Annotated in this window: 16 protein-coding genes and 1 pseudogene; 13 read left to right on the top strand and 4 right to left on the bottom strand. The window is 68.9% G+C overall.

Annotation, left to right across the window (positions count from 1 at the left end):
- Window positions 1-80 precede the first annotated feature (80 nt).
- From FHT32_RS07445 to FHT32_RS07455, 3 genes are read left to right on the top strand one after another with little or no spacing between them, the layout of a single operon-like run.
- The gene (locus FHT32_RS07445) at window positions 81-1,700 is read left to right on the top strand and encodes an FAD-dependent oxidoreductase (protein WP_176663999.1); all 1,620 of its coding nucleotides are present in this window, start codon (window positions 81-83) and stop codon (window positions 1,698-1,700) included.
- A complete protein-coding gene (locus FHT32_RS07450) occupies window positions 1,697-2,026 on the top strand; it encodes a ferredoxin family protein (protein ID WP_176664000.1) in 330 nt (109 codons plus the stop codon). The genes FHT32_RS07445 and FHT32_RS07450 overlap by 4 nt, the downstream gene beginning before the upstream one ends.
- 25 nt (window positions 2,027-2,051) lie before the next feature.
- A complete protein-coding gene (locus FHT32_RS07455; RefSeq protein WP_176664001.1) occupies window positions 2,052-3,029 on the top strand; it encodes an ABC transporter substrate-binding protein in 978 nt (325 codons plus the stop codon).
- Window positions 3,030-3,179: 150 nt separating this feature from the next.
- Here FHT32_RS07455 and FHT32_RS07460 read toward each other — a convergent pair.
- The 4 genes and pseudogenes from FHT32_RS07460 to FHT32_RS07475 all read right to left on the bottom strand — a co-directional run.
- A pseudogene (locus FHT32_RS07460) lies at window positions 3,180-3,920 on the bottom strand (transporter substrate-binding domain-containing protein); the annotation flags it as partial.
- Window positions 3,913-4,740 carry an ABC transporter permease gene (locus FHT32_RS07465; protein WP_176664002.1) on the bottom strand — a complete coding sequence of 276 codons (828 nt, stop codon included), beginning with the start codon at window positions 4,738-4,740 and terminating at the stop codon, window positions 3,913-3,915. The pseudogene FHT32_RS07460 and the gene FHT32_RS07465, both read right to left, overlap by 8 nt.
- Entirely contained in the window at window positions 4,737-5,546 is an 810-nt protein-coding gene (locus tag FHT32_RS07470) for an ABC transporter ATP-binding protein (RefSeq protein WP_176664003.1), read from the bottom strand. The genes FHT32_RS07465 and FHT32_RS07470 overlap by 4 nt, the downstream gene beginning before the upstream one ends.
- 9 nt (window positions 5,547-5,555) lie before the next feature.
- Window positions 5,556-6,620 (bottom strand): ABC transporter substrate-binding protein, encoded by a 1,065-nt coding sequence (locus FHT32_RS07475; RefSeq protein WP_176664004.1) that lies wholly within the window; start codon window positions 6,618-6,620, stop codon window positions 5,556-5,558.
- 227 nt (window positions 6,621-6,847) lie between these two features.
- Between FHT32_RS07475 and mgrA the strand changes: the two genes are divergently transcribed.
- The 10 genes from mgrA (at window position 6,848) to FHT32_RS07525 (ending at window position 16,622) form a co-directional block, all read left to right on the top strand.
- Window positions 6,848-7,888, top strand: a complete 1,041-nt coding sequence (mgrA, locus tag FHT32_RS07480; protein WP_176664005.1) for an L-glyceraldehyde 3-phosphate reductase — start codon at window positions 6,848-6,850, stop codon at window positions 7,886-7,888.
- 141 nt (window positions 7,889-8,029) lie between these two features.
- Window positions 8,030-8,227, top strand: a complete 198-nt coding sequence (locus FHT32_RS07485; protein WP_176664006.1) for a hypothetical protein — start codon at window positions 8,030-8,032, stop codon at window positions 8,225-8,227.
- Window positions 8,228-8,267: 40 nt separating this feature from the next.
- Complete coding sequence (locus FHT32_RS07490) at window positions 8,268-8,774, top strand: AAA family ATPase (protein WP_176664007.1); 507 nt, start codon at window positions 8,268-8,270, stop codon at window positions 8,772-8,774.
- A 133-nt stretch (window positions 8,775-8,907) separates the two neighbouring features.
- Window positions 8,908-9,921 (top strand): LLM class flavin-dependent oxidoreductase, encoded by a 1,014-nt coding sequence (locus FHT32_RS07495; RefSeq protein ID WP_176664008.1) that lies wholly within the window; start codon window positions 8,908-8,910, stop codon window positions 9,919-9,921.
- Between the two features lie 39 nt (window positions 9,922-9,960).
- Window positions 9,961-11,298, top strand: coding sequence for an LLM class flavin-dependent oxidoreductase (locus FHT32_RS07500; protein ID WP_176664009.1), 1,338 nt, complete (start codon window positions 9,961-9,963; stop codon window positions 11,296-11,298).
- Complete coding sequence (locus tag FHT32_RS07505) at window positions 11,298-11,840, top strand: GNAT family N-acetyltransferase (protein WP_176664010.1); 543 nt, start codon at window positions 11,298-11,300, stop codon at window positions 11,838-11,840. The genes FHT32_RS07500 and FHT32_RS07505 overlap by 1 nt, the downstream gene beginning before the upstream one ends.
- The gene (locus FHT32_RS07510; RefSeq protein ID WP_176664011.1) at window positions 11,837-13,660 is read left to right on the top strand and encodes an amino acid ABC transporter permease/ATP-binding protein; all 1,824 of its coding nucleotides are present in this window, start codon (window positions 11,837-11,839) and stop codon (window positions 13,658-13,660) included. Before FHT32_RS07505 ends, FHT32_RS07510 begins: the two co-directional genes overlap by 4 nt.
- A 34-nt stretch (window positions 13,661-13,694) precedes the next feature.
- On the top strand, window positions 13,695-14,627 hold the full coding sequence (locus FHT32_RS07515; protein ID WP_176664012.1) for an ABC transporter substrate-binding protein: 933 nt from the start codon (window positions 13,695-13,697) through the stop codon (window positions 14,625-14,627).
- Window positions 14,628-14,637: 10 nt separating this feature from the next.
- Window positions 14,638-15,585 (top strand): ABC transporter substrate-binding protein, encoded by a 948-nt coding sequence (locus FHT32_RS07520; protein ID WP_371132143.1) that lies wholly within the window; start codon window positions 14,638-14,640, stop codon window positions 15,583-15,585.
- A complete protein-coding gene (locus tag FHT32_RS07525; protein ID WP_176664014.1) occupies window positions 15,582-16,622 on the top strand; it encodes an LLM class flavin-dependent oxidoreductase in 1,041 nt (346 codons plus the stop codon). The genes FHT32_RS07520 and FHT32_RS07525 overlap by 4 nt, the downstream gene beginning before the upstream one ends.
- Window positions 16,623-16,760: the final 138 nt, after the last annotated feature.

Genomic DNA, 16,760 nt, shown 5'->3' on the forward strand with positions numbered 1-16,760 from the left:
ATCGATTCGCGCTTTCCTTCTTTGTGCGCCTGCGCAGCCGTTGATACGGTCTCGCTCTTTGCACTGCGAGGCGATCGACCATGGGCGCGAGGGATTTCGAGCGGCATCTTCTTTCGGGAGCGGACGGTTCCGTGCGGCACGAGGCCGACGTGCTGGTGATCGGCGGCGGACCGGCCGGCGCATGGGCCGCGGTGAGCGCGGCCGCGCAGGGCGCGCGCGTGCTGCTGGCCGACAAGGGCTTCTGCGGCACCTCGGGTGCCACCGCGCCTTCGGGCACGGGCCTCTGGCACGTGTCGCCCGAAGGCAAGGCGCGCGAGGAAGCCAAGGCCAGCCGGCTGGCGATGGGCGGCCATCTGGCCGAGCACGCCTGGATGGACCGCGTGCTGGAGCAGACCTGGGAGAACGTCGAGCGGCTGAAGGACTGGGGCTACCCCTTTCCCGCCGACGACCAGGGTGCGCTGCGCTGCACCTCGCTGCAGGGCCCCGAATACATGCGGCTGATGCGCAAGCGGGTGAAGGAATCCGGCGCGCGCATCCTCGACCATAGCCCCGCGCTCGAACTGCTGGTCGATGAGCACGGCACCGTCTGTGGTGCCACCGGCGTCAACCGCCAGACGGGCGAGAGCTGGGTGGCGCGCACTGGCGCGGTGGTCATCGCCACCGGCGGCTGCGCCTTCCTGAGCCGCGCGCTCGGCTGCAACGTGCTCACGGGCGACGGCCAGTTGATGGCGGCGGAAGTGGGCGCGGCGCTCTCGGGCATGGAGTTCTCGAACGCCTACGGGCTCGGGCCCGCGTTCTCGTCGGTGACCAAGTCGCTGTTCTACAACTGGGCGACCTTCTACACGGCCGACGGCGTGGCCATCGAGGGCGCGGGCTCCTCGAAGGGACGCGGCGTGATCGCGCAGACGCTGCAGTCGCAGCCGGTCTTCGCGTGCCTCGACCGCGCCGACGCGCAGATCCGCGCCTGGATGCGCACCGCGCAGCCCAACTTCTTCGTTTCCTTCGACCGGCAGGGCATCGACCCGTTCACGCAGCACTTTCCGGTGACGCTGCGGCTCGAAGGCACCGTGCGCGGCACGGGCGGCCTGCACCTGGTGGACGACAGCTGCGCCACGTCGGTGCCGGGCCTCTACGCCGCGGGCGACGCAGCGACGCGCGAGCTGATCTGCGGCGGCTTCACCGGCGGCGGCAGCCACAACGCGGCCTGGGCGCTGTCTTCCGGCTTCTGGGCCGGGGCGGGCGCGGCGGCGTTCGGGCGCGATGCGCGCGCCAGGTCGCAGCGCACCGCACTGCGCGCGGGCGGCGTGGCGCTTTCGACGCGCGGCACCACGGCCTTCGACAGCCAGGAGGTCGTTCGCGCGGTGCAGGCCGAAGTCTTTCCGTACGAGCGCAACTGGTTCCGCGAAGGCGATGCGCTGCGCGATTCGCTCTCGCGGCTCGATGCCTTGTGGGAGCGCCTGCGCGCTAGCGCGCCGGCTGCCACCGCCACGGAGGCGGTGCGCGCACGCGAGGCAGCGGCCATGCTCGCCACTTCGCGCTGGATGTACCGCAGCGCCCTGCAGCGCACCGAAACGCGCGGCATGCACCGCCGACGCGAGCACGGCACGCTCGATCCGTCGCAGCGCCATCGGCTGATCAGCGGCGGCCTAGACGAAGTCTGGGTGCAGAAGCACGCAGTGAATGAAGGGGTGGCCGCATGATCGAAGTCATCAGCGCTGAACGCTGCACCGCCTGCAACATCTGCGTGAACGCCTGCCCGACGAACGTGTTCGAGGCCGTGCCGGGCGCAGCGCCGCGCATCGCCCGGCAGGACGACTGCCAGACCTGCTTCATGTGCGAGCTGTACTGCCCGGAAGACGCGCTCTACGTCGCACCGATCGCGGACCGCAGCGCCACCGCCGAGGAGCGCGATGCCGCCGCCGAAGCTTTGATGGGCAGCTACCGCAGCGCCATCGGCTGGGGCCGCGGCCGGCAATCGACCGCGTCGGCCGATGCGAGCTTCGAGCTGCTGCGGCGCGCGCACTGATTCTTTTCTTCTCCTGAGTTTCCCGATGTCCGATCTTCCAAACCGCCGCCGCCTGCTGCGCGGCGCAGTGGTCGCCGCCGCGAGCGCGCTACCCGTTTTCTCCATCGCGCAACAGCAAGCCGGCAGCCAGGTGCTGCGCCTGGGCTACATCGGCCCCGGCAAGAAGCCCGCCAATGCCACCGGCTGGGCGCTGCGGCAGGGGCACCTGCTGCGCGAGCTGGCGCCGCTGGGCTTCAAGGAAATCACGACGCGCAACTTCCCGAACGGGCCCGACCTCAACGAAGCGTTTCTCTCCGGCGCGCTCGACGTCGGCATCTACGGCGACACGCCCGCCGTGGTGGCGCGCTCGCGCGGCCTCGACGGCCAGCTCATCGGCTTCGACGCGGTCGGCATGAACGTGTGGCTGCTCACGCCGCGCAACGGCGTGCGCAGCGTGAAGGAGCTCGAGGGCCAGTCCATCGGCGTGGCGCGCGGCTCCTACATGCACCGCTACGTGCTGGGTCTGTTGAAGGAGAACGGGCTGCAGAAGTCGGTCAAGGTGATCCACATGTTCCCGCGCGACGGCGAGGCGGCGCTCGACCAGGGCTCCATCGCGGCCTTCGCGGCGCAGATCGACGTGGGACCGCTGCTGGCCTCGCGCGGCTATCCGGTGATCGACGAGGCCGAGAAGCACCCGACGCTGCGCGGCACTTCGGTGATCGTCGCCTCCGGCAAGCTGCTGGCCGCGGCGCCCGGGCTGCCCGCCGCATGGACGCGCGCACGTCGCACCGCGCTGCAGGAGATCCACCGCAACAGCGCCGACTACTACGCCTTCCATTCGGAGGTGAGCGGCTTTCCGCTGGAGATCGTGAAGGTCTCGCATCCGCTGTCGCACTTTCCCGAGGCGGCGTATCCGCCCGAAGGGCTGGCGCTGCTCGACGAGGTCAAGAAGTTCCTGCTGGCCGAGAACCTCGTGAACCGCGATTTCGCGCTCTCCGAGTGGCGCGCTGCGCAGCAGGCCTGAAGCGCGCCGCGCTGCTCGGGAATGGCAGACGAGGCCGTCCTTGAGCAGCGTGATCTCGAACTGCAGGTTGCCCGCGCGTGCGCCGCGCGCCTTTGCCAGCGTGCCGTCCGCACGCCATTGGCGCAGCGCGGCGGCCAGGTAGTCGCGAGACGCCTCGTCGCCCTGCGGCAGGCGGATGGCGGCGTCCGACGGCGGGCGCAGGCCGCTCGCCAGCGGCTTGTAGAAGCGCCATTCCTCGTTCTTCAGCAGCCGCTGAAGTACTTCCTCGTCTTCGGCCAGCGCCGTGCATTCGCCCGCCATGAAGGCCGACACCGCATGCACGGAGGAGGGATAGCTGCGCGGCTGCGCGCCGTAGCGCAGCGACACCGCGCCCGCATAGCCCGAGCCTTCGCCCACGCAGACCGAAGCGCCGCGCAGCGCCTCGGCGTCCTGCACGCGGCCCTTGCGCAGCGCGACCACGAGGCCGCTGCCGGTGTCGTAGCTGCCGGGTGCCGCGTCGATGCCCTTGGGCGCGGCCGCGGCCGGCACGCCCGCCACCAGCAGGTCGACGCGGCCTTCGCGCAAGGCCGCCTCCTGCGTGGCGGTGTCCAGCCCGACCAGTTCGAGCTTCACGCCGAGCGAGCGTGCGAGCTCGCGCGCCAGCGTCGCGTCGAATCCATCAGGCTCGGGCGGCGTGGGTGCTTCTGGAGGGGCAGGGCGGGGATAGCGTCGCACGCCCACGACGAGCGTGCCGCGCTCGATGACCTTGGCGAGCACCGGGCCCTTGGGCAGTTCGTTCAGCCGGCTGCCCGAAGCCCATGATGCGCCCAGGCCCGCCAGCGCGACAGCCGCGGCGAGCGAAACACCGGCCAACGCGAACCTGCGAGGGCGTGTGGAAGCGGCTTCACTCATCGAGGCTCAGCCCCCGCCGCCAGCGCAGCAGACGCCGCTCCAGCAGCGCAAGAAGGTAGTTGAGCAGCAGCCCCAGCGTCGCCAGCAGCAGGATGCCCGCGTACATGGTCGGTATCTGGAAGGTCTCCTGCGAGTTCAGCGTGAGAAAGCCCAGCCCCGAATGCGCACCGATCATCTCGGCCGCCACCAGCGCCGTGATGCTGTAGGCGCCCGCCAGCCGCACGCCGGTGAAGATCGAAGGCAGCGAGGCCGGCAGCACGACCTTGAAGAACACGAAGCGGCGCGAGGCGCCCATCGACAGCGCCGAGTTCACCAGCAGCCGGTCGACCTGCTTCACGCCGCCCACCGTGCTCAGCAGCACCGGCCAGAACGAGGCCCAGAAGATGATCGCCACCTTCGACAGCTCGCCGATCCCCAGGAACAGGATGAACACCGGGAACAGCGCGAAGGCCGATGTCTGGCGGAACAGCTGAAGCACCGGATCGACGATGGCCGCGAGCCTCCTGAACCCGCCCACGAGCAGGCCGAGCACCACGCCCGCGACGCTGGCGAGCACCAGTCCCCAGAGAGAGCGCTGCAGGCTCGCGGCGACGTGCTTCCAGAGCTGGCCGTTCTCCAGCAGCTGCACGATGCTCGCGAGCACGGCCGATGGCGGGCTCAGGTAGGCGTCGCTCACGATGCCCAGGCGCGGCAGCGCTTCCCACAGCGCGAGGAACAGCACGATGCCGATGCCGCGCTCGGCCACCCGGCCGAGGCTGCGCGCCAGCTTGAGAAACCGGCTGGGCGACCGGACCACCGGTGCGTCGAGCACCGCGCTCACGACACCACTCCTTCGAGCGACCGAGGGCGCAGGCCCAGCTGTACTTCGTCCTTCAGCACCTCCCAGGCGCGCTGCCGCAGCGCAGCGAACTCGGCCGAGTGGCGCAACTCCGCCGAGCGCGGGCGCGCGAGCGGGATGTCGATGATGTCCTTGATGCGGCCGGGCCGCTGCGTCATCACCGCCACGCGGTCGGAGAGGTACACGGCTTCCTCCAGGCTGTGGGTGATGAACACGATGGTCTTGCGGTGCTGCTCCCAGATGCGCAGCAGCTCGCCCTGCAGCACCTCGCGCGTCTGCGCATCGAGCGCGGCGAAGGGCTCGTCCATCAGCAGCACGTCGGGCTCGTAGGCCAGCGAGCGCGCGATGGCCACGCGCTGCTTCATGCCGCCGGAGATCTCGTGCGGGTACCGCTCGCCGAAGCCGTGCAGGCCGACGAGTTCCAGGTATTCCTGCGCCGTGCGCCGGCGCGCGGCCTTCGCCACGCCGCGGATGTCCAGGCCCACCGCGATGTTGTCGAGCACCGTGAGCCACGGAAAGAGCGCATAGCCCTGGAACACCACGCCCTGGTTGCGGTTGATGCCCGAAAGCGGTTGGCCATTGATGGCGATGCGCCCGCCGGTGCGCTCGGTGAGTCCGGCCAGGATGCCGAGGAAGGTCGACTTGCCGCAACCCGAGGGGCCGAGCACCGAGAGGAACTCGCCCTCGCGCACGTCGAGGTCGAAGCCTTCGAGCACGCGCACCCGTTCGCTGGCGCCGCGTGCGGCGTAGTCCATCCGCACGTCGCGGGCAGAGATCTTGATGCTCATCGGCGGTGCTCAGGTCTTCGTGGCGAAGGGGTTGAACTCGTTCGTGTACACGTCCTTCACCGACACCTTGCCGGCGGCGAGCTTGCCCTCGGACTGCAGGATGTCGATGTAGTACTGGATCGGCGGCTCGGTCACCACCAGGTCGTCGACGTAGGCGTAGCGGTCGACGTTCTTCAGCTCCATGTTGATGCGCTTGGCCACCAGCTTGCGGGCTTCCTCGGTGTTGGCGTTGACCCAGTTGCCGGCCTTGGCCAGCGCCGCGACCACGTCGCGCACGGCTTCGGGGTGCTGGCGGATGAACTGGCCGTGCGCGCTGTAGGGCGCCATGCCGCCCAGGCCGCCGTCGAGGTCGAAGTCGCTCCACAGCCGCACCAGCGAGTCGGCGTTGTCGGCGCGGCCGGAGAAGGGCGCGTGGATGATCGCCAGGTCGGTGTTGCGCGTCACCAGCGTCTGCTCGGCCTGCTCGTCGGGGATGACGACGAAGTTGATCTTGTTCACGTCCACGCCGTGCTGGCGCAGGTACTTCTTGGTGACGAACTCGGCGCAGGCGCCGAAGCTGTTGAAGCCGATGGTCTTGCCTTCGAGGTCCTTCGGTTCGCGGATGCCCGAGTCCTTGCGAACGAAGTACTTCATGTGCGGCGCTTCCTGAAGCGTCTTGCCGCCGGCGGCCACCACCTTCAGGTCGGCGCCCGAGGCGATGGCCGAGATCACCAGCGGCACCATGCGGCTGCCGAAGTCGATCTCGCCCGTGCCCACCAGCGGAATGATCTGCGGCGCGGCGATCTTGCCGACGTAGTCGGGTCGGGTGTTGGTGCCTTCGAAGTAGCCGAGCTCGTCGGCCAGGTAGATCAGGTCGAAAGAAGGGTTGTTCGGGTATTTGAACGCGACCTTGTCGCCGGTCTTCTTCACCACGGCCGGGGCGCCGCCGGCCGATGCGGTCTTGCCGCCTTCCTCGCGCGAGCAGCCCGCGAGCAGGGCGCCGCCGAGGCCTCCGGCGGCGGCGAGCGAGGCGAAGGTCTTGAGCGCGTGGCGACGCGAAGGACGCGAAGGAAGGGCGGGGTTCTCGATGGACATGGCGGCACGCTCCCCCGGGGGAGCGCTCCTTGTAGCAAGTTGGCGGAGCGACGATGCTAGGAAGCGCCCCGCGCCGGGCCAACGAAGAAAACCGCGTTTGCATATGCGGCGACGGATAAGTGCGACAGCCGCGTGGAAATGCTTGCCGCGCCGGGCACGCGGGGGCATCCTCTGCGGCTCCTTTCCATCCGATCCATCCTCATCCCTCGCCAGGACAAGACACGCCCATGACCTACCACGCCGACTCCAAGCGCTACGACGCCATTCCCTACCGCCGCGTCGGGCGCAGCGGGCTCGTGCTGCCCGCCATCTCGCTCGGGCTCTGGCACAACTTCGGAGACACCACCTCCATCGCCACCCAGCGCCAGCTGCTGCGCACCGCCTTCGACCTGGGCATCAACCACTTCGACCTGGCCAACAACTACGGCCCGCCCTACGGCAGCGCCGAGACCAACTTCGGCCGCCTGCTGCGCGAAGACTTCAAGCCGTACCGCGACGAACTCGTCATCTCCAGCAAGGCAGGCTGGGACATGTGGCCCGGCCCCTACGGCCAGGGCGGCGGCTCCCGCAAATACGTGCTCGCGAGCCTCGACCAGAGCCTGAAGCGCCTGGGCGTGGACTACGTCGACATCTTCTATTCGCACCGCTTCGACCCGCACACGCCGCTGGAGGAAACCGCCTCCGCGCTGGCCCAGGCCGTGCAGCAGGGCAAGGCGCTGTACATCGGCATTTCTTCCTACTCGGCCGGCAAGACGCGCGAGATCGCCGCGCTGCTGCGCGAGTGGAAGGTGCCGCTGCTCATCCACCAGCCGGCCTACAACCTGTTCAACCGCTGGATCGAGAAAGACCTGCTGGACGCCACCGGCGAACTGGGCGCGGGCGTCATCGCCTTCACGCCGCTCGCGCAGGGGCTGCTGACCGACAAGTACCTCAACGGCATCCCGGCCGATGCACGCATCAACCGGCCCGGCGGCGGATCGCTCAAGCAGGAGCATCTGTCGGAGGCCAACGTCGAGCGTGCCCGTGCCCTCAACGAGATCGCAAGGCGCCGCGGCCAGACGCTGGCGCAGCTCGCGCTGACGTGGACGCTGCGCGACCCGCGCGTGAGCTCGGCACTGATCGGCGCGAGCCGGCCGGAGCAGATCGTCGACAACGTGGCCGCGCTCTCGCACGCGCCGCTGAGCGCCGAGGAACTTGCCGAGATCGACAAGTACGCGGTGGAAGGCGGCGTCAATCTCTGGGAGAAGCCTTCGACGGACTTCGCCTGAGCTCGCCTGAGCGCGCCTGAGCGCGCCTGAAGACCGGCATCGCGATTCACGAACCGCATCAGGAAACTTGGAATCCGTCTTTGGCAGGAGCGATGGTGCCCAGCAGAATCGGCGCAAGAAAGCATTTCGCGATTCACTGCCATGCAACTGCGCACCCACCATGTTTCCCCGGCCGCCCAGGCTCGCCATGTGATCGACCTGACGGCGAAGTCATGGCGCATTCCCCCAAGCTCACCGCACGCGCTGGCGCGCCGCGCACCTTACGGCCACGTGCCGCTGAGGGCGCTGCGCCGGCTTCGCGCGGCCGCGATGCTTACGCTGCTGCCGCATTCGTGGTGAACCCCATGCCGGGCCGCGAGGCCCGGATGGAGTCGACGCCATGCTGATCGTCCTCGGTGGCTTGCCGGGCGCGGGCAAGACCACCATTGCGCGGGAAATCGCCGCGCTCATTCCCTGTGCCTACCTGCGCATCGACACCATCGAGCAGGCACTGCGCTCTTCGGGCGTGCCTGAGGGTGAGGTCGGGCCCATGGGCTATGTCGCGGCCTATGCGCTGGCCCGCTCCAATCTCTCGCTCGGGCAGGCGGTACTGGCCGATTGCGTCAATCCGCTGCCGGTCACCCGCGAGGCATGGCGCGCGGTCGCGGCGGATGCCGCTTCTTGCATCGTCGAGGTCGAGATCGTGTGTTCCGACACCGCCGAGCATCGCCGCCGCGTCGAGCAGCGCAGCATCGACGTACCGGGCCTGGTGCCGCCGACCTGGGAGGCCGTGCAGCGGCACGACTACGCGCCGTGGAGCACGCCGCATCTCGTCGTCGACAGCGCAGTGCTCGGTGCGCGCGAGGCCGCGCAATTGATTCTTTCGCATGCACGCGACCGGGATTGAGCGCGCGAGCGAATGAGCGCATAAGCGACTGAGCATTCAGCAGATATCGATATAGGAATTCGGCGCAAGCGATGCGCGCGATGCCCAAGAGAATTCGACGCAATTCTTTCAAGGGCGTGTCCCGCCGCACATCGTGTCGTATTCGCTGTCCCTGCTCGACAAGAGCCTGATCCCCGAAGGCGCCGACGCCGCACAGGCGTTCCAGCACACCATCTCGCTCGCGCAGAGTGCCGAGCGGCTGGGCTACCGGCGCTACTGGCTCGCCGAGCACCACGGCAACAGGAACTACGCAGGCTCGGCGCCCGAGGTGCTGGCCGCGCACGTGCTCGCGAAGACATCGCGCATCCGCGTGGGCACCGGCGGCGTCATGCTGCAGCACTACAGCCCCTTCAAGGTGGCTGAAGCCTTCCGTGTGCTGGCTTCGCTGGCGCCGGGGCGCGTGGACCTGGGCATCGGCAAGGCGCCAGGCGGCCTGCCGCTGGCGAGCAAGGCGCTGCAATGGCTGCACGATCCGGCCAAGACCAGGGGCGAGGACTTCGGCGTCCGGCTGTCCGAGCTCGATGCCTTCCTGCACGAGGGCATCGCCTCGGGGCACGCGCTGGCTGGCGCTGTCGCGACGCCCAATCCTCCGCAGTTGCCGCAACGCGTGCTGCTCGGCGGCAGCCCCGAGAGCGCGGTGCTCGCCGCCCGGCTCGGCTGGCAGTTCGCCTATGCGGGGCATTTCAACGGCGATCCGGTGAACCTCGCGCGATCGATCGAGGCCTATCGCGCGGAGACGGGGCGCGCCCCCTTGCTCGCGCTCTTCGCCTTCGCCGCGCAAACGCATGAGAAGGCCGCCGAGCTCGTGGGCGCGTTGCGCAGCTTCCGCGTGCACCTGCCTACCGGCCAGAGCGTGAACCTGCCCAGCCTCGAGGCCGCGGCCGAGTTCGCGCGGCAGGCCGGCGTGAGCGACTACCGGACCGAAGAGCGCCGCCCCCACGTGATCGCCGGCACCGGCGAAGAAGTGCGCGATGCGCTCGACGCGCTGAGCGAGCAGTACGGCATCGAGGAGTTCGTCATCGACATCCCGGTGGCCGGCTTCGCGGAGCGCCATGCATCCGTCGAACTGCTCGCCAGGGCCCCAGAGCCGGCGGCCGCACCGGCCTGAGCCTTTCCATTCCACAAGCGACACAAGAGAGACATCGTCATGAGCAACATCAGGTTCGGCGTCATGCTGCAAGGGGCCGGCAGCCACATGAACTCCTGGAAGCATCCGGGCGGGCCGGCCGACGCCAGCGTCAACCTCGACTTCTTCATTCGCACGGCGCAGAAGGCCGAGGCCGCGGGCATCGCCTTCGCGTTCGTGGCCGATGGGCTCTATATCAACGAGAAGTCGATCCCGCACTTCCTCAACCGCTTCGAGCCGATCTCGATCCTGTCGGCGCTTGCCACGGTGACCTCGAAGATCGGCCTCGCCGGCACCGTCTCCAGCTCCTACAGCGACCCGTTCACGGTGGCGCGCCAATTCGCCTCGCTCGACCTCATCAGCGGCGGGCGCGCGGGCTGGAACGTGGTGACCACGCCGCTGGAAGGCAGCGCCAAGAACTACAGCCGCGCCCATCCCGAGCACGCGCTGCGCTACGAGATCGCCGACGAGTACCTGGCCGTGACGCAGGGCCTGTGGGACAGCTGGGACGACGACGCCTTCGTGCGCGACCGCGAGAGCGGCCGCTTCTTCGACCGCGACAAGCTGCACACGCTCGACCACAAGGGGCGCTTCTTCCAGGTGGCGGGGCCGCTGAACATCCAGCGCTCGCCGCAGGGCCAGCCGGTGATCTTCCAGGCTGGCTCGTCCGACGCGGGCATCGGGCTGGCCGGCAAGTACGCCGACGCGGTGTTCACGCATTCGCCCTCGCTGGAGGACACGCGCAGCTTCCTGCGGCAGGTGAAGGCCAGCGCGGTCGCGCAGGGCCGCCAGGCCGGCGACGTGAAGATCTTTCCCGGCATCGGCCCCGTGGTCGCGGCCACCGAGGAAGAAGCCGAAGCCAAGTACCGCGCCATCCGCGAACTGCTGACGGTGGAGGAGGCTCTGGCCTATCTCGGCCGCTTCTTCGACCACCACGACTTCAGCCAGTACCCGCTGGACGCGCCGTTTCCCGAACTGGGCGAACTGGGCCGCAACAGCTTCCGCTCGACCACCGACCGCATCAAGGCCAACGCCAAGGCCAAGGGCCAGACGCTGCGCGAGGTGGCGCTGGAGGTGGCCACGCCGCGCACGCAGTTCGTGGGCACTGGCGAGCGCATCGCCGACGAGATCATCCGCTGGGTGGACGAGGGCGCGGCCGACGGCTTCATCCTCGGCTTCCCGGTGCTGGGGCAGGGGCTGGACGACTTCATCGAGTTCGTGATCCCGGCGCTGGAGGCGCGCGGGCGCTACCAGCGCGAGTTGCCCGGGCAGACGCTGCGCGACCACCTGGGCCTGCCGCGCAAGGCGAGCCGCTACGCGGCGCAGGAAACCGCGCCCGCCGTGCAGAAGGCTGCGTGATGAGCGAACAGTTCCTCTACACCACGCCGCTCGATCCGCGCGCGAAGCCGCTGATCGAAGGACTGACCTTCGAGTACGACAGCCGCTACGGCGATGTGATGCGCGAGCCGGGCCAGCCGCGCGAGATGGAGCGCTACCCCTCCGAGGTGTTCACGCCCGCCCAGGGCGGCAACTTCGTGCTGCTGCTGCGCGACGGCGTGGCCATTGGCGGCGGCGCGTTCATGCGCCATGACGAGCGCACGGCCGAACTCAAGCGCGTGTGGACGCATGCCGATCTGCGCCGGCAAGGGCTGGCCAGCAAGGTGCTCTTGGAGCTGGAGGCGCAGGTTCTTCGCCAGGGCTACGAGCGCATCTACCTGACCACCGGCTTCCGCCAGCCCGAGGCCGTGGGCCTGTACCTCGGCCATGGCTATACGGCGCTGTTCGATCCGCCCATCGACCCTGAGACGCCGCGCAAGCTGCCTTTCGAGAAATACCTGGACACCGGGCGGCAGCAGGCCCGTGCTGCATCCGGGCAACTGGTCGGAGCGGCGCAGCGATGAACACCACAGTCCTCGATGCCGGCGCCGAGCCGATCAACCCCGCACCGGTGCGTGCACCGCAGCCGCAGCGTCCACCGGCTCCCGCCGCGGCGCCGGCCAACGGCGACTACTCGCACTTCCGAATCGTGCCCGCCCGCTACCCGGCACGCACGGCGGGCACCATCTTCGCGGTGCTGGTCATCGGCATCGTGCTGCACTCGACGCTCACCAACCCGCGCTGGGGCTGGGGCGTGTTCGCGCAGTGGTTCTTCGCCGAGCCGGTGCTGCAGGGCCTGGGCCGCACGCTGCTGCTGACGGCGCTGGGTGCGCTGCTGGGCTTCTTCTTCGGCACCGCTCTGGCGCTGGCGCGGGTGTCGCGCTCGCCGCTGCTGGCGCGGCTCGCATGGGTGTTCACCTGGCTCTTCCGCTCGGTGCCGGTGATCGTGCTGCTGCTGATCATCAACAACCTGGGCTACCTCTACGAGACGGTGACGCTGGGCATTCCGGGCACCGACGTCACCTTCTTCTCGTACCCGACCACGCAGCTCATCAGCCCCTTCGTGGCGGCGCTGCTGGGCCTCACGCTGAACCAGGCGGCCTTCGCCTCGGAGATCGTGCGAGGCGGCATCCTCTCGGTGGAGCAGGGGCAGCTGGAGGCGGCCGCGGCGCTGGGGCTTTCGCGCGGGCGGCAGTCGTTCCGCATCGTGCTGCCGCAGGCGATGCGCACCATATTGCCGACGGCCTTCAACGACATCATCGGCCTTGCCAAGGGCACCTCGAACCTCTACATCCTGGCGCTGCCCGAGCTTTTCTACACGATCCAGATCATCTACCGGCGCAACCTGGAAGTGATTCCGCTGCTGATGGTGGCCACCGTGTGGTACCTCATCATCCTCACGGTGCTGTCGGTGGTGCAGCACTACGTGGAGAGGCATTTCTCGCGCGGCGCGCTGCGCAACCCGCCCAGTTCGCGGCTCGGCCGCGTGGCCAGCAGGCTGCGGCGCTCGAAGCCGGCACCCGTGGCAGAGCCCGCCGCCGTCGCACCCGCGCAGGTGCCGCGCTGGACCGACCCGCTCACGCAGGGTGGTGAGGTCAGGATCCACGGCGTGTCGAAGAGCTTCGGCGCGCTCAAGGTGCTCGACGACGTGACGCTGACGGTGGCGCGGGGCAGCGTGACGGTGATCCTCGGCCAGTCGGGCTCGGGCAAGTCGACGCTGCTGCGCGCCATCAACCACCTGGAGCGCGTGGACGACGGCTTCATCTCCATCGACGGCGAACTCATCGGCTACCGGCGCGACGAGGACACGCTCTACGAGCTGCGCGAGCGCGACATCCTGAAGCGCCGCGTCGACGTGGGCATGGTGTTCCAGAACTTCAACCTGTTCCCGCATCTCACGGTGCTGGAGAACATCGTCGAGGCGCCGATCTCCGTGCGCGGCCTCTCGCGGCCGGAGGCCGAAGCGCTCGCCTCCGAGCTGTTGGTGCGCGTGGGCCTGGGCGACAAGACGCACGCCTATCCGCGGCAGCTCTCGGGCGGCCAGCAGCAGCGCGTGGCCATCGCCCGTGCGCTGGCGCTCAAGCCCAAGGTGCTGCTGTTCGACGAACCCACGTCGGCGCTCGACCCCGAGCTGGTGGGCGAGGTGCTGGCCGTCATCAAGGAACTGGCGCGCTCGGGCACCACGCTGCTCATCGTCACGCACGAGATCGGCTTCGCACGCGAGGTGGCCGACAACATCGTCTTCATGGAGCGCGGTCGCATCCTGGAGACCGGCTCGCCCGACAAGGTGTTCAACGCGCCGGAGCACCCGCGCACGGCCGAGTTCCTGGCCAAGGTTCTCTGACTTTCCTTCTTCCCGACTTCCTTCATCGACCTTCATGATCCATCGACGAAACATCCTGTCCGCTGTCCAGTCCGTTGTCCTGGGCTCACTGCTGGCTCCCCTGGCCGCATCGGCCCAGCCCGCCCCGGACCTGAGCCCCGAGCAGCCCGGCCGCCCGCGCGCGCAGAAGATCGACGAGGCCGTCCGGCTCGCGAAGGACTTCAAGTTCCAGAAGGAGGGCGTGCTCGTCGTCGGCACCACCACCGGCCGGCTGCCGTTCGCGGCCTACGCCACCGACACCAAGACGCCCGTGGGCAACGCCCCCGACATCGCGCAGTTGGTGGCCGACAGCCTCGGTCGCAAGCTGGAGCTGGTCTCCACCGCCTGGGCCGACTGGCCGCTGGGCCTGCAGTCGGGCAAGTTCGACCTGGTGGTCTCCAACGTGACCGTGACCGAGGAGCGCAAGGAGAAGTTCGACTTCTCGACCTACCGCAACGACCAGCTCGGCATCTACGTGAAGTCCGACAGCAAGCTCGGCGCCATCAAGGAGCCGAAGGACATCGCGGGGCTGAAGGTGATCGTGTCCGCCAGCACCAACCAGGAGCAGATATTGCTGCGCTGGAACAAGCAGAACGTGGCCGCCGGCCTGAAGCCGGTCGAGATCCAGTACTACGACGACGATGTGGTGCAGCGCCTGGCGCTGCAGTCGGGCCGCGCCGACGCGTACCTGGGCCCGAACGCCATCGCCGCTTACGAGGCGCGCGACGGCAAGACGAAGCTCGCAGGCCTGTTCTCGGGCGGCTGGCCGCTCAATGCCGAGATCGCCGTCACCTCGCGCAAGGGCTCGGGCATCGCCGAAGCCGTCACGCTGGCGCTGAACACGCAGATCAAGAACGGCAACTACGCCAAGGCGCTGTCGCGCTGGAACCTGGATTCGGAGGCCATCGCGGCCTCGCGCACCAACCCGCCGGGCCTGCCGAAGAACTGAGGCGATGGCCATGAATCTCTTCAAGAACACCTGGATCGCCCGCGGCCTTGTCGCGCTCATGCTCTTGACCGGTGTGGCCGGCGCGGCCCACGCCGCCGACAAGTTCGACTTCAGCCCCGAGCAGAAGGGCCGCCTGCGCGGCCAGAAGGACGCCGAGGCGGTCAACGCGATTCCGCCGAGCTTCAAGTTCGTGAAGGAGGGCGTGCTGACGGTCGCCATCGCGCCGTTCGCACCGCCCATCTCGACCTACGCATCGGATGCGAAGACGGTCGTCGGCTTCGACCCCGACTTCGCGCTGCTCATCGCCGATGCGCTGGGCCTCAAGCTCGACCTGCAGCCCATCGCCTGGGCCGACTGGCCGCTGGGCCTGAGCTCGGGCAAGTACGACGCGGTGATCTCCAACGTGGGCGTGACCGAGCAGCGCAAGGAGAAGTTCGACTTCTCCACCTACCGCCTGGGCCTGCACGGCTTCTACGTGCGCGCCGACAGCGCCATCAAGTCGATCAGGGAGCCGAAGGACGTCGCGGGCCTCAAGCTGACGACCGGCGCCGGCACCAACCAGGAGCGCATCCTGCTGGAGTGGAACCGGCAGAACGTGGCGGCGGGCCTGAAGCCGGTCGAGATCCAGTACTACGACGACGATGTGACGCGTACGCTGGCGGTGGTCACCAAGCGGGTGGACGCCAATTTCAACCCCAACGCGCCGCAGGCCTACGAGGCCGCGAAGAACGGGCAGATCAGGCTGGTGGGCACCGTCAACGCGGGCTGGCCGCTGAAGTCGGACGTGGCCATAGCCACGCGCAAGGGCAGCGGCCTCGCGGTGGCGCTGACCACCGCGGCCAACAACCTGATCCGCAACGGCACCTATGCGAAGGCGCTCGCGCGCTGGAGCCTGACGGAGGAGGCGCTGCCGAAGTCGGAGGTCAATCCGCCGGGGCTTCCGAAGTTCGCCCCATGAGCAGCAGCAACATCGGCATCCGCCATCTCGCGTTCCTGACGCCGGGCAACTACGCCGAGGACGACGCGCTGGCCGGCATCGAGGCTGCGCTGAAGCTCTTCGAGTTCGGCGAGAAGCTGGGCTTCGACGGTGCCTGGGTGCGCCAGCGCCACCTGGAGCGAGGCGTGTCCTCGGCCGCGACCTTCCTGGCCGCAGCGACGCAGCGCACGCGACGCATCGAGCTGGGTGCGGCCGTGATCCAGATGGGCTATGAGAACCCGTTCCGGCTCGCCGAAGACCTGGCCACCGTCGACGTGCTTTCGCGCGGCAGGCTGCAGGTGGGCCTGAGCGCGGGCGCACCTCTGCACGGCGCCTTGCTGGGCAACCGCTTCCACGACGCGGCGCCCAACACCGTCGACTACAGCCACAAGCGCGTAGGGCGCCTCAAGGCCAACCTCGAAGACGTGCTGCTGGGCGACGAAGACACCTTCGTCGAATCGGCCGGCGGACGCGTGCGCCCGCGCGTGCAGCCCCATGCGCCGGGCCTGGTCGACCGGCTCTGGTACGGCGGCGGCTCGCTGCGTTCGGTCGAATGGGCGGGGCGCAACGGCTTCAACCTGCTGCTGGGCAACGTGCTGTCGGGCGAGACCACCGACGACTTCCTGCAGGCGCAGGTGGGCCTGGTCGAACGCTACAGGGCCAGCGAGACCGGTGAGAACGCTGAAGGTGGCGGACGCAAGGGCAGGGTGGCGCTAGGCCGCGTGATCGTGCCGCTGGACAGTGCCGATGCCGCCACACGCAAGCGCTACCGGGAGTTCGCGGCCGGCCGCGTCGAGCGCACGCTGGCGCCGCAGGGCGAGCGGCGCACCCTGTTCGCGGGCGATCTCGTCGGCACCTCCGGTGAGATCCTCGACCGGTTGCGCAGCGACCCCGTGCTGCCGCACGTGAGCGAGCTGAGGGTGGAGCTGCCCTACAACTTCAGCAGCGAGGAATACGAGCAGATATTGACCGACCTGTCCCGACGCATCGCGCCGGAGCTCGGTTGGCGCGCGTCCTGATCGAACCGGGAAATGAACTGGAGAAGGAAGTGAGAGGAAGCAGGAGCAAGGGGTTGAGTTCGAGGTGAGTCGGAGTCGGGTTGCGTGCTTCTCGCGACCCGATGGACGGCTTTTGGCGGGCCCTCGGGCCCGTTTTTT

Origin of the sequence: Variovorax sp. SG517 (assembly GCF_013376045.1) — a bacterium.
In the GTDB taxonomy this organism is placed as follows: Bacteria; Pseudomonadota; Gammaproteobacteria; order Burkholderiales; family Burkholderiaceae_C; genus Variovorax.